At 58.0% G+C, this 13,811-nt stretch carries 9 protein-coding genes and 1 pseudogene; 2 read left to right on the forward strand and 8 right to left on the reverse strand.

Annotation, left to right across the window (positions count from 1 at the left end):
* Positions 1–22 precede the first annotated feature (22 nt).
* The 8 genes and pseudogenes from HMPREF2562_RS07035 to HMPREF2562_RS07065 form a co-directional block, all read right to left on the reverse strand.
* Entirely contained in the window at positions 23–1,756 is a 1,734-nt protein-coding gene (locus HMPREF2562_RS07035) for a thiamine pyrophosphate-binding protein (protein ID WP_246819339.1), read from the reverse strand.
* Between the two features lie 135 nt (positions 1,757–1,891).
* Complete coding sequence (gene thrC / locus HMPREF2562_RS07040; RefSeq protein WP_049189589.1) at positions 1,892–3,340, reverse strand: threonine synthase; 1,449 nt, start codon at positions 3,338–3,340, stop codon at positions 1,892–1,894.
* Positions 3,341–3,463: 123 nt separating this feature from the next.
* On the reverse strand, positions 3,464–4,708 hold the full coding sequence (locus HMPREF2562_RS07045; RefSeq protein ID WP_049192895.1) for a dicarboxylate/amino acid:cation symporter: 1,245 nt from the start codon (positions 4,706–4,708) through the stop codon (positions 3,464–3,466).
* Positions 4,709–4,788: 80 nt separating this feature from the next.
* Positions 4,789–6,192 (reverse strand): branched-chain amino acid transport system II carrier protein, encoded by a 1,404-nt coding sequence (gene brnQ, locus HMPREF2562_RS07050; protein WP_070549801.1) that lies wholly within the window; start codon positions 6,190–6,192, stop codon positions 4,789–4,791.
* A 468-nt stretch (positions 6,193–6,660) separates the two neighbouring features.
* A complete protein-coding gene (ptsP, locus tag HMPREF2562_RS07055) occupies positions 6,661–8,352 on the reverse strand; it encodes a phosphoenolpyruvate--protein phosphotransferase (RefSeq protein ID WP_016423057.1) in 1,692 nt (563 codons plus the stop codon).
* 88 nt (positions 8,353–8,440) lie between these two features.
* Positions 8,441–8,707, reverse strand: a complete 267-nt coding sequence (locus HMPREF2562_RS11070) for an HPr family phosphocarrier protein (protein WP_224433282.1) — start codon at positions 8,705–8,707, stop codon at positions 8,441–8,443.
* Between the two features lie 177 nt (positions 8,708–8,884).
* Positions 8,885–9,724: pseudogene (locus tag HMPREF2562_RS11075) on the reverse strand (PRD domain-containing protein); the annotation flags it as partial.
* Between the two features lie 41 nt (positions 9,725–9,765).
* Entirely contained in the window at positions 9,766–11,886 is a 2,121-nt protein-coding gene (locus tag HMPREF2562_RS07065) for a glucose PTS transporter subunit IIA (RefSeq protein ID WP_070549803.1), read from the reverse strand.
* A gap of 262 nt (positions 11,887–12,148) precedes the next feature.
* Between HMPREF2562_RS07065 and HMPREF2562_RS07070 the strand changes: the two genes are divergently transcribed.
* Positions 12,149–13,066: a 2-dehydropantoate 2-reductase gene (locus tag HMPREF2562_RS07070; RefSeq protein WP_070549804.1), complete on the forward strand. Its 918-nt coding sequence runs from the start codon at positions 12,149–12,151 to the stop codon at positions 13,064–13,066.
* Between the two features lie 52 nt (positions 13,067–13,118).
* Positions 13,119–13,736 carry a DNA-3-methyladenine glycosylase I gene (locus HMPREF2562_RS07075; protein WP_070549805.1) on the forward strand — a complete coding sequence of 206 codons (618 nt, stop codon included), beginning with the start codon at positions 13,119–13,121 and terminating at the stop codon, positions 13,734–13,736.
* Positions 13,737–13,811: the final 75 nt, after the last annotated feature.

Here is a 13,811-nt window from a genome sequence, read left to right on the forward strand (position 1 = left end):
GCCCGATTATGCCTGCGGCAATCTACCTTTGTGCCTTAGCCAGAACTTCCTTCACGAAGTCCGCAACCACCAGCCGTGAGACCTTGAAATCAATTACGGCAACGGAGGCCTCATCGGAGTTGGAAACGTCATGGAAATAGGCGTCGAGCTGGGCAAAGTCCTCAGGTGTGCCGACACTGAAACCGTGAGCGCCATAGGCACGTCCGACTGCGGCGAAGTCGTAGTCGGCAATCTCCATGGACGAGGTGTCCAACCCGACATCGCCAAACTGGTGCAGCTCCGCGCCGTAGGCAGCATCGTTAATGAACACCACGCAACCGCCACGACCACGTCGCAGCTGCTCAATCGCCGCAGGTAAATCCGCAATACCCATCGTGCCGCCACCGTCACCGGCGACTAGCACGCAATAGTCCTCGGGCCGCGCTGCCGCGAGGCCGACAAGCGACCCCATCCCCAAACCAATTGACTGAATCGCCGTGCCCACAATCACTTGCTGCTGCGGACCAGGCACATCGAGATACTTCGGTACCCACCCCAGGAAATGGCCACCGTCAGTACACACAGCGCGCTGATTGGGCAGGATACGATTCAGATACTGCAGGCACGCCCGCGGATCCAACCGGCCATCCGCGCACGTCAGCGACTCGACCTCCGCTGTCGTCGGCAGTGTCTTCAACTCCGCACGCCATGTGCTTGACGACGCCCGGGGCTTCTCCAGCTGCTCTGCCAGTACGGGCAGAAGTTCCTCCAACTTAGCCAATAGCGGTGTCACGGACGGCTGAGCGGCGGGATGGGGTTCGTCGACAACCTGGATAATCTTCGCGTCCGGTGCAAACATGTTGCCGCCACGGTTTTGGAAAGCGTTGAAGCTTGCTCCCAGGAACAGCACCACATCGGCCTGTCGAGCTAGCTCCACCTGCCACGCGTGCGCAAAACCGCCCACGGTGCCAATCTGCCACGGACTGGAAAGCACATGACGAGCCATCGCTGAGTGCATAAACAGTGCCCCCGCACCGTCCCCGATGCGGCGAACTAGATCTGCGGTACCAGAGAGCAACACACCTCTACCAGCAATAATGAGTGGGCGACGGGCAGTTTGCAGTTCCTCGGCCAGCGACGCGACAGTTGACTCCAACCATTCTGGTCGGCCGGTGTGCAGATGCTCCTGATTAGTCGACTGTGTTTCAGACGCAGATGCCGTAATCGGTGCTTCTTGGATGTCATAGGGGAGCAGCAGCACGACAGGCTGCCGAGAACTCAGTGCGTGCTGGACCGCAAAGTTTGCGTCGTCAAGCGCGGACTCGGGAGTAACGGTGCGATGACAGACGTCGAGGGCGTCGAGGAGCGCCGCCTGATTAAGGTCAAAGGGACGTGGGCGTTCCGGGTGCGTGCCGACGACAAAAATCAGCGGAATACGGGCTACCCGAGCCTCGGCCAGAGTGGTTAGCGCATTGGTGAATCCTGCGCCGCAAGTGGCGGTCGCGATGGCTAGCCCTCCGCCTGCGCGGTGGAAGGCATCGGCGGCCCCGACAGCAGCCGATTCGTGTCGGACGGAGGAGTAGCCGAATCCCGATTCAGTAAGGGCTGACGTGAAGTGGGAGTTCGCGTTGCCGATGAGACCGAAGCAGTGGTCGCAGTGCTGGGCCAGTGTGTCGGCCAGCGCCCGCGAGACCGTGGTTGTCTTTTGGGAACCTTCCTGCGGGGAAGATGCGGGCGCGTGGGGCATAGGACGGCTATTAACTCGAGTGAAACTCATGTGAACAATTGTGAGGTAATCACGGGGGTAATAACAGCCCTATAGCCCAAGATAATGCCGTTTGCCCTTAAAAAAGAGGGCACTATTCCACATCGCTGCTGCGCGGATGGGGGTGACGTTGGGCTATGCCCGGTTTTAAGCCACGTTGTCGTCGATGAACTTCTTCACCACATCGACATCATTCGGCAGCTCGGTAACGCGGCGCGGGGCATTCATGATGTCCGCGAAACGCTCCGGGCAATCCGGCTCGCGTCCGGTGGCCTCCAGGATGGTCTCGGAGAACTTTACCGGCAGGGCGGTCTCCAGGCAGACGATTGGGGTGGATACCTGGTCTACCAGGCCGCGGGCGACGTGAATACCGTCAGCGGTGTGCGGATCGACCATGACCTCTAGGCGCTCCCAGCAGTCCTTGATGGTCTCGACGCGGTCAGCGTGAGTCGAGCGACCGGAGAGGAAACCGTACTGGGCAGAAGCCTCTGGGAAGATTGGATCAGCAGTAAGCGAGAAGCCGCCCTCCTTGACCTTGACACCAAAGAGGTCTGCAGTGCGCTCAGCATCGCGCCCCAGCAGATCGAAGATGAAACGCTCAAAGTTAGACGCGCGGGAGATATCCATCGATGGGGAAGAGGTAGCCTGCGTCTCCGCAGCGCTGCGCACGCGGTAGGCACCCGTGCGGAAGAACTCATCCAAGACATCGTTTTCATTGGTAGCCACAATCAGGCGGTCAATTGGCACACCCATCTGGCGCGCAATATGGCCGGCGCAAATATCACCGAAGTTGCCGGTCGGCACACTGAAGCTGACCTTCTGCGCGTTGTTCGCCTCAGCACCGTTGCCGCCAGTGACACGAATCCACGAGGAGACGTAGTACACGATCTGAGCCATCAGGCGAGCCCAGTTAATCGAGTTGACTGCACCAATGTGGCGGCTGGCCTTGTACTCCAAGTCACCGGAGACGGCCTTAACGATGTCCTGGCAATCGTCGAAGACACCGTCGAGGGCGACGTTGTGAATGTTGGCATCCTGCAGACCAAACATCTGAGCCTGCTGGAACGCGGTCATTCGACCAGCCGGAGTTAGCATGAACACGCTGATTCCCTCACGGCCGCGCATTGCATACTCGGCCGAGGAACCCGTGTCACCAGAGGTGGCGCCGAGGATGTTCAGGGTCTCGCCACGACGAGCCAGCTCATACTCGAAGAACTCACCGAGCAGCTGCATCGCCATATCCTTGAATGCCGCTGTGGGGCCCATGGACAAGTGACCGATGTAGAGCTGATCTTCCAGCTTCGTCACCGGCACAATATCCGGATCGGAGAACTTCGGGTAGGTGTACGCCCGTGCACAGATACCGCGCAAATCCTCCAGTGGAATGTCGTCCACAAAAAGGCTGACGACCTCTGCAGCCAAGGCTGCGTAACCGTCGTCGACAAGCACGGAGCGCCAACGCGTCAAAGTGGCATCGTCAACCTGTGGGTACTCGACCGGCAGGTAGAGGCCACCGTCGTTAGCGAGACCTCCCAGGAGAATGTCTGAGAACTTGTGCGGCGTGCGCTCTGGGTCGCGAGTCGAAATGAAGTCCAAGGCGGGCCCCTTACATGTATGCCAACACCCGCCGCATCGGCCCATAAGAAGGCCTTTTGAAAGATTGCGACGGGGTTGACCGGTGGATGTTTTCTTTAATTTTTACATATGCACCGAAGCCAGTTAGGCCTCGGTTGTGGAAGATGCGGAATTGGCCTCTTCAGCGTCGAAGCTGAGCTCTTCGGAACGGTCGATGACATCATCCTTGGCAAAGCGGTTAACAATCATGGCAATTGCACCGTCACCAGTGACATTACATGCGGTACCGAAGGAGTCGATGGCGATGTAGGCGGCAATCATCAAAGCGACCTGCTCCTGATCGAAGCCCAGCATGGACTGCAGCACACCGACCGCGGCCATAATTGCGCCACCCGGAACGCCCGGAGCCGCAATCATGGTGATACCCAAAGTGAGAATGAAGCCGATGGCCATGCCCGGCGAAAGCGGCTTGTCCGCCATGAACATCACCGCAAACGCGAACAGCGTGATCTTCATCATCGAACCGGCCAGGTGGATGGTTGCGCACAGCGGCACGGTAAAGCCAGCGACCTTCTCCGAGACACCATTCTTCAGCGCGGCCTTGTACGTCACCGGAATGGTAGCGGCCGAGGAGGAGGTGCCGAGTGCGGTGACATAAGCCGGCAGCATGTTCTTCAGGGACGTCCACGGGCTGCGGCCGGCGATGGCGCCAGCGATGGAGAACTGGATTGCCAACAGGAGCACGGTGCCGATGACTGCTAGAACCAGCACCTTGAAGAACATCGATAGCGTCGTGGTCAGGTTGCCGTTCATGCCCATAGACAGGAACATGCCGAAGATGTAAATCGGCAGCAGCGGGATGATAAACGCCGAGATAATCTTCATAATCACGTCGCGCAGCTGCGTCGCACCGCGGTAGAGCGAGTCCGACTTCACGGTGGTCATCGCCACACCGACCGTGAAAGCCAGCAGCAGGGCGGTCATGACGTCAAACGGCGGTGGCATCTCCACATTGAAGAAGCTCTCCAGCGCACCCTCATCAATATCCACCGATGTGCCGGCCTGATCAGCGCCGAGCAGCCAAGGGTAGAGCCCCTGGGTGGCGGCGTAGGCCAGCAAGCCTGAAAACACCGTCGAGCCGTAGGCGATAGCAGTGGTAATACCCAGCCACTTTCCGGCGCCGCGGCCCAGGCTGGCAATCGCCGGCGTGATGAGGGCAAAAATCAGCACCGGGATAAAGAAGCCCAGGAAGTTACCAAAGAGGCCATTGAAAGTGACAAAAATTCGAGCCAGCCATTCCGGGAAGAAAAAGCTGCAGACAATGCCCAGAATAATCGCGACAATAACGCGGAATAGGAGCGTTTGCGTAAAACGCATTCGGGTACTCATAGTCAATCCTTGTTCGGATGGAATTTACTTCTCTAGCGTGCGGTATTTACGTTATGCAACGCAAATAACCGGGTGTGGTTTTACGCCTTTTCGGCTACCTCTTCTGCAACGGTCTCGTCGGCAAGCACACTCGCCGGGCGATTTGCGCGCTGCTTTCGCGTGACGACGTCAATTGCGTATCCGATCACCGTCGCTGCCAGAGTCGGCAGGAACCATCCGAACTCGATGGTCTGACCAGGTACGAGACTGAGGAAGTCCGCCAAAGCAGAACCACCGACACCCAAACCGGAGAGTACTGAGATACCCGACCAGATGGTGGCAACCCAGACGCCCAGGCGGTAGGTGTAATGCAGCTTGAAGGAGTAGGAAATGACCGGGTCGAGAAGAGTCAGTGCAATCAGAGTGATAGCCGGCGGGTAAATAAAGGTGATAATCGGCGCGGCAATCGCCAGTACCTGAGACAGCCCCTGTGTTGCCATTACGAAGGACATGACCGTGAAGATAATCGCCCAGGCCTTGTAACTGATGCCCGGAAGTAGCAGGTTGAAGAACTCGCTGGTGGCGGCAATCAGGCCGACAGCGGTGGTCATACATGCGAGCAGAACGATGAGGCCGAAGACAATCTGTCCGACCTGGCCCATGGCCAGCTTGGAAGCCTCTGCAAGAATGCCCGAGCCGTTATCGAAGGAGGCGGCATTCGGCAGCACCTGGCCGACATAGCCCAGACCCAAGTAGATGATGGCCAGCAAAATGCCGGCGAACAGGCCTGAGATCATTGTGCCGCGAACCATACGCTTGCCCTCTGGGACACCGCTGACGCGGAGGGCAGAAATGACAATAATGCCGAATGCCAGGCCGGCGATGGAGTCCATGGTGAGGTAGCCCTCGACTAGGCCGGAGGCAAATGGGGTAGAGGAGTACTTCTCAATTGGCGCAGCTGGAGCGGCATCGAATTTGAATGCCGACATTCCAACCAATACAACCAAGAGAATCAGCAGAGCCGGAGTGAGAATCTTGCCCAGTTTGGACACAATCTCATTTGGATTCCACGCAAGTGCTAAGGCGATACCGAAGAAAACAAAGTAGAAGGCCGCAGCGACGGCCAGTGAATCACTGCCGAAAATCGGCTGGACACCGGTTTCGTACGACACGGCACCGGTACGCGGCAGAGCGTAGAAAGCACCGATGGAAAGGTATGCGATTACCGGGAAGCCCAAGGAAAAGATGCGGCCTGCGCGAAACGCTAGGTCACGCAGGTTGTTGCCTGAAATGGCGATGGCGATGATGGCCAGAACTGGCAACGCCACACCGGTGAGCAGGAAGCCGGTGATTGAGGGGCCAAAATTGGTACCGGAATCCACTCCGAGCTTCGGCGGGAAGATGAGGTTGCCCGCGCCGAAGAACATCGAAAACAGCATGAGAGCTGTAACAACGATAATGGAAGCGAAAGACTTCGGGGACTCCACTCCGCTCGACTTGGTCATGAGAATTGTGTTCTTTCTAAATTAGTGTCGCCCGTAAGGTCAAGGGCGATGCTGCATGCTGCTGTGGCGACGCCGTTGTTGCCTGTGCTGCGGTGGCGCAAACGCCCGTTACAGCAGCGCAATTGCAGTTCGTGTGCCCATGTAGATGAAAGGCCACGATGTCGAAAACTGACACTCTTAATGTGAAATTGTGAATTTTCACGGGCTGGGTGGAGCCTGATGCGTGAATTAAGTTGCGGCTTGTATGAGCCGTCTTTATTTGAATTATTAAGGGGCTTCGACGGCGTTGGTGGTGCCGACGAAGGCACTCTATTTATCCTAATGGGGCGTTCGAGAGAGGGAAAATCAAGAAATTTCCCAGAAAGTTTGCTGCCTGTGATGGGGCAGCGAACAAAAGAGAAAGAGCCTGGCGCACACGTTTACGCTGACAGCGTGTGTACGCCAGGCTTAGTACTAATTCCGTCTGCTCTACAGCAGATCCTTCACTTTCGGATCCACCAGCGCGGTCACTGCGGCCTTCGCATCGGCTGCAGTTTCGGCATCGACAGCGTATGCTGCCATCTGCTGGCAGGTAGCGCGGTCGTGGAGGCGGAGAGCGGCGCGGACGGCCGGCACCTTCTTGGAAGCCATGGACAGCGAGCTCACGCCGAGTCCCACCAGGACCAGTGCCAGCAGCGGGTCACCGCCGGCTTCACCGCAGACACTAATGGGCTTGCCGGTAGCATTGCCGCCCTTGCATGCGGACTTAATCATTTGCAGCACAGCCGGCTGCCATGGCGATAGGAGATCCGCCAGAGCCCCCTGCATACGGTCGGCCGCCATAGTGTACTGCGACAAGTCGTTAGTACCAATGGAGGCAAAGTCCACGATGGACAGCAGCTGCTTCGCGCGAATTGCTGCTGCGGGGACCTCAATCATGATGCCGACCTTCGGCAGGCCACGCTCCCGTGCCTTGTCTGCAAACCACTTTGTTTCTTCGACCGTTGCGATCATCGGAGCCATAACCCGCAGGTCAGCCTTGCGCCCGGTGGCGTCAAACGCAGCGGCGAGTGCATCCAGCTGCGTATCCAGCAAATCTTCCCGAGCCTGCGACAGGCGCAGTCCGCGGCGCCCCAGCGCCGGGTTTTCTTCCTCGCCTAGGTCGGCAAAGCTCAGTGGCTTATCCGCACCCGCATCCAGTGTGCGCACAACCACGCGTCGCTCACCGAATGCCTTCAGCACACGAGTGTAGGTTTCCGTTTGTTCTTCCAAACTCGGAGCCTTGTCTCGGTCGAGGAAAAGGAACTCAGTACGGAACAGGCCGGTGCCCTCATTATCTTGCGCTGCTGCAGACTCACCATCTTCCGCCGTACCAATGTTGGCCAGCAGATTCACGGGGTACCCATCAGCGGTCTTGCCTGCGCCCACAGACTGCGCCAGGGCTGCTTCCCGGCGTCGAGCGCGCTCTTCCAACGCGGCGACCTCATCGGCGGTCGGATTCGCAATCACCTCACCGGCGCCGCCGTCAATGGCGACGAAGGTTCCGGCCTCAAGCTCCATGACGCCCTTCGCCTTAACGACGGCTGGAATGCCCAGCTGTGCTGCGAGGATAGCCGTGTGACTGGTCGGCCCGCCACCAGCGGTGGCAATGCCTACGACCAACTCGGGGTCAAGACCCACGGTTTCGGCGGGCGCGAGATCGTCGGCAAGCAGAATAGTTGGGGTGGAGACATCCGGGACGCCCGGTTTTGGCAGGCCACGCAGCTCGCAAATTGTGCGGTCGCGAACATCGTAGAGGTCGGTGACACGTTCAGCCATGTAGCCACCGAGACTGGTTAGGAGCTGCGCGTAGTCCTCAACGGCATCGTGAACGGCCTGGGTGACGCCGGAGCCTGCCTTGAGTTTCTTCACCACGGCCTTGGCGAGCGCCCTATCGGAAGCCAGTTGCGCAGTGGCCTCCAGAATCGGACGTGCCTGCGGGCTGGAGTGCTCAGCCTGCTTCTTCAGCGACTCTGCGACGTTGGCCATCGCTTCGCGGACGCGCTCACCATCGGCGACGGGATCGGTCGACGACGGTTCTTGAGTATCAACTCCCGGGGCGGGGAGTACCTTTACTACTTCAGCGCTGGCCGTACCGGTCGAGACACCGATGCCATAGATGACAGTGTGCTGCTCGTTCATTGCTTCCGATCTCCTTTTCGGGACCTCTGCGGGGATACTCGTCGGTCGTGGTGTGCCGTGGTGTTATCCAGGAGTGTTTTAGCTGGGCTTACTCGGCATCCAGGTCGCGCTCGAGCATGGCTGCAAGCTCGTCCAGAGCTGCAGCTGCGGAGTCGTCCTCGCAGCTCAGAGTGACTTCGTCGCCGTGCTTAGCACCGAGGGTCATGACCTCCAGGATCGAGGCGGCATCAGCCTCTTCGTCGTCAAGGGAAATGACAATGTCGTAGTCGTACTCAGCAGCAGCCTGAGTGAACAGGGAAGCCGGGCGAGCGTGCAGGCCTACGGAGGAACCGATGGTAGCGGTACGAGTAATCATGGTTGAATCCTTTCGGGTCGAATATGTGAAATTTTCTGACTCAGGCACAGTGCCTGTACACCCCACCGCGGGTGCGCCGCCCGCTGGTGCTTGCTTGTCATCAACGTCGCGCACGCTCCGGGAAGCCCTGGAGGCGGTGGGAGATACAGCCGCTGCCTGCACAATGCGTGCAATGTGCAGGGTGAGGTAGGAAACTTCGTCTTCCGTCAACCCCGACCCCAGACGCAGTTCAATGACTGCGGAGATGCGCTGTGCGCAGCGAAACGCCTCTGGGGCGGAGTCACGGATGGCCTGGCCAATAGCGGAGGAGTGATCTTTCAACTGCTCATGCTTGGCAATCCGGACGAACAGGTAGCGCAGGTGTGTGATGAAGCGCCCCACATTGACAGTCTCTGGCTCCAGCGTGATGCCAAAATCACTTTCAATGATTGTGAGCAGCTGCTGCAGGACGCCCGTCATGGTGTAGGTGAAGCTCAAATCACCCGTAGAAAAACCAGCATTGACCAGGTGTAACGTAATCGCCACCGCTTCTGAGCGGGGCAATGGCGCTATACGACGGTCATTGAGGGCGCGATTGATATGCGACAAAATCGCCTGCGCCTGCGCGTATTCTTCACTATAAAGTTGGCTGACTTCCGCGAGCAGCGGGTAATCTGCTCGCTGCCCGTTAGCTGCCCTCATGATGGCGAAACCAATGTGATCGGCTAACGCCACAAGGAGGGAAGCGTTCTTCGTCATTGATTCCGGCAGGCCGGCTGCGGTTACCGCATCGGTCACAAGAGTCATGTGAGCCAGCGGAATTTCTGTGAGCATCGTGGCAATATGGTCCGGATCACGGCCTTCCGCTGGGACAAAGATGCGAACAACTTTGCTCGAATCAACCGGCTGCCCCGGGCGGGCCTTGAAGCCAATGCCGCGGCCGGTGATGATTTTCTCGCCGGTCGCGTCCTTGGCCAGAACCACGTTGTTATTGAATACTCTCAGGATTTCCATGTCGGTAACCGTGAACTCCTCCATAAGTTGAGGGATTTCAGGCCGGTATGCCTTCTAGAAATCAATTATGGCTGAACTTCGATGACCGTGTCGCCGGCTTGGACGGAGATGCCGGTGACCGGGGAAACCTTGGTCAGCTTCTTGGTATTGGTGATGGTCATCAGTGTCGTGGTTGGGTAGCCAGCTTCCTTGACCTTGTCGAAATCGACCTCGGCAAGAACATCGCCGGCCTCGACGTGCTGCTTCTTGGAAACCTGGACATCGAAGCCTTCACCGGCCATCTTGACCGTGTCGATACCGACGTGGACGAGTACCTCTACACCGTCATCGGTCTTAATACCGAAGGCGTGACCGGTCTTTGCCACAGTCATCAACGTGCCCGATACGGGTGCGACCACGGTAGAACTGGTCGGCTTGATACCGACACCGTCACCGAGAGCACCGGAGGCAAAGACCGCGTCGCCGGCCTCAGCAAGGCTGACAACCTCACCGGCAACCGGGGCCTGCACCTGTACAGGCTTGGTATCAACGGCAGTTGCGACACCACCGGCGCCAGCTGCCGCAGCAGCCGGTGCGGCAGCCTCGGCGTTGGTACCAGCGTCACCGGAAGCCTCAGCTGGAGCCGAATCGGAGCCACTGGTGGCAGCGTGTGGGGTGGCGTCGCTGGGTTCGTCGTCAAGCTCTGCGGCGCGTGCGGCCTCGGCCTCAGCCTTCTCTTCCGGCGTGCGGTAGTCGGTGAGAATGATGGCGAACATGGCGACGAAGAATGCCACGGCGACGGAAATCAGGTAGACCCACATCGGTTTGAACACGACAGTGGTGATGAGGGAGGTGAAGACGAAGGCGTTGGTTGTCACACCACCGAACGGAGCCGACAGGATGGCGATAGTCAGACCGCCGGCAAAACAACCGAGCAGCATGCGTGGGTAGATCCGCTTGAAGCGCAGGTGAATACCGTAGAGGGACGGCTCGGAGATACCACCGAAGAGACCGGCAGCGAGTGCACCCGTTGCAGTTTGGCGCATCTGAGTGTCGTGGTCGCGCATGGAAAGAACCAGCACACCGGCAGTTGCGCCGAAGCAGGCGAAGTTCCAGGCCCCCATCGGGCCTTGGATGAAGTCGTAGCCGAGAGTCTGGATATTGACCAGCATCAGCGCATTCAGTGGCCAGTGCAGGCCAAGCGGTACGAGGAACGGGTAGAGCATCGGGATGAGAATTGCGAACACAAACGGTGCGTTCGAGTTCATCCATGCTAGGCCAGAGCCGATGCCGTTGCCCAACCAGATACCCAGTGGCCCGATGAGGAAAGCGGTCAGCGGAATCATAATCAACATGGAGATAAACGGCACGAAGACCATCTGCACATTCTCCGGGAAGACCTTCTTCAAACCGTGGTAGACCACTGCCAGGATGGCCACCATGATTAGTGGTACGAAGACCTGTCCGCCATAATCATTGAGCTGCATTGGCAGGCCGAAGATGTTGGCGGTGAAAGTTTCGGTGCCCAGCTCCTCGTTGACTGTCTTGATAGTGTCCGAGAAGCGCTCAGTATCCTGCAGACTCATAAACTCTGGCGTCATTAGTGCAGCCATGATAGCTGCGCCCAGCCACGGATCGACCCGCAGCTTCTTCGCTGCGTTGTAGGCGACCATGATTGGCAGGAAGTAGAAGACACTGCGCCACATGGCATCGACAAAAATCCAGGTGGCGGACTTATCTTCAGCGCGGAAGTCGACGATGTTCAGGCCGTCGAGAACTGCGGCAATCGCGATAATCAGCGATGCACCCAGCAGCACGCCCAGAATCGGGCGGAAGGAATCGGAGAGGTACTCGAAGAAGTTATCGAGCCACGAGTACTTACCGCGTGCCTTCGAGCGGGCTTCTGCCTTTACGTCTGCATCGGACTTAGTGGCAACTGCGCCTGTCCCCTTCATCTCTGGCAGGTGCTTAATTGCCGTGTACATCGACTCGACACCGCCGCCACAGATGACCTGGTAGCGGTTATCGCCCTGGTGAACGACGCCGAGCACGCCCGGCACCTTGTCAATCTTGTCCTCGTTGATCTTGGAGACATCACCGAGTTCAAAACGCAGACGCGTCGCACAGTGCGTCATGCTTGTGATGTTTCCGGGTCCACCGAGGTTTTCAACTATTGCCCTCGCGCTGGAATCTTTTGACGACCCCATCGTGACCTTCTTTCACGGTAGACAGGGCCGTTAAACGCAAAAAAGACCCGAGGCACCACGAACTGTGGGCCTCAGGTCTTGCCTCTAAAGAGTAACAACCCTGGGTTGATATCTATTGATTTCGACCCTACTCCGTTTTACATAGTTTTGACAAGGTAGTAATGCAAGCCCAAATTGTACATTTGGGGACAGCCCGGATTTCCTGTGGACAACCGCATGCAACTTACTTCGCGGTCAACACGGAAGTCGTAAGGTGGCAGCTATGAGGATTGGAGTTTTAGGTGTAGGAGCAGTGGGCGGCTGGTTTGGCGGTCGCCTCGTGCAAGCGGGCTATGATGTTGTCTTTCTCGCCCGCGGTGAGACCCTGACACGTCTCCGTGAGGTGGGGCTCACGCTTATCGACGAACACGGGGAGCGCAGCATTATCCCCGTCAAGGCGGCTGATAACTGGGATGAACTCACCGCCGATGGCATCGATGTCGATGTTGTGCTTGCGGCGACCAAGGCGCTGCCGGGCAACGATCCCTTCCCGCAAGTTCCGGCCGGAGCGGGGGTGGTCACCACCCATAACTCGGTGGAAATCCCTTATTTGGCAGCGGGGCGCTTCGGCGAGGACAAGGTGTTCCCGGGCGTTATCCGCGGTTTCTTTATCCACACCGGCCCCGCGGAAGTCACTTTCCGTCCTGGGCCGATGAGTTTGAACATCGGCACATTTGATGGCTCCACCAATGGCCTAGTCGGGGAAGTTATCGAGGCGCTGCATGCAGCCGGACTGGGAGGCGAGCAACTGCCGGATATCTGGGTCGATATCTGGGCAAAGGCGATGTTCGTGGCCAACCTCGGTGCCCTGGGTGCCCTGGCTGATAGCCCGATTGGCTACCTGCGTGAGGAAATGCGTGACAGCTTGACTCGGATGTTTGAAGAAACCGAAGCAGTTGGTCGCGCCTGTGGTGTCGCGCTTCCGGACGATATCGTGCCACGAACCTTGGCCTTTGCTGATGCGCAGGGCTACGACAACACCTCGTCGATGCAGCGCGACTACACAGCAGGGCTTGCCAATGAGCTCGATGCCCAGATTGGCGCAATCCGCCGGATGGGGCAGAAGGTGTCAGTGGAAACACCGACACTGGATCTGGTGTATGGCGCTCTGGTTGGGCGTCAAAAGAACCACGAGGATTAACAGCTGCGGCGCGCAGTTAAATCAAACCGGAATTGGGGGATTGGAAAGACTGATGAAAATTGGATCGGACTACACGGAAAACAATGGGCTCATCATCGGTGAGGATGAATTGGCTCGACCGGCGTGGGCGGCTCACAGCGAGCTGCTGAGAGAATATTACGATACCGAGTGGGGGATGCCGGTGCGTGATGAGCAAGGACTATTCGAACGGCTCAGCCTGGAAGTATTTCAGGCGGGACTGTCGTGGGAGACAGTTTTGAAGAAGCGGCCCGCGTTTCAGCAAGCCTTTGCGAACTTCGACCCCGATACGGTTGTTGATTTCGATGACGAAGATGTCGAAAGATTGATGAATGATGAACGGATCATTCGGAATCGCAGGAAGATAACCGCAGTAATCAATAACGCCGAGGCGACTATTGCTCTGCGCGAGCACGGCGGCTTAGCCGAGCTGATGTGGTCGTTTAAACCAGAGAAGTCTCCGGAGCCACGTTCAATCGAAGAGGTTCCCAGCTTCTCCGAGGAGTCCAAGGCGCTTGCCAAGGCATTGAAGAAAGCCGGTTTTAAGTTCGTAGGCCCCACCACGGTCTTTGCATCAATGGCTGCCGTGGGGATTGTCGATATCAACATTGTTGGCGCACATCGGCGCGGTGCATCTGGCGTTTTTGACTAGGCGAGGGGAAACTAGGTGAGTGGGAAACTAGGCGAGGGGGGAAACTAGGCGAGGGGGAAACTAGGTAAGTGGGGA

The sequence above is a fragment of the Corynebacterium sp. HMSC077G07 genome (genome assembly GCF_001809225.1).
In the GTDB taxonomy this organism is placed as follows: Bacteria; Actinomycetota; Actinomycetes; order Mycobacteriales; family Mycobacteriaceae; genus Corynebacterium; species Corynebacterium jeikeium_D.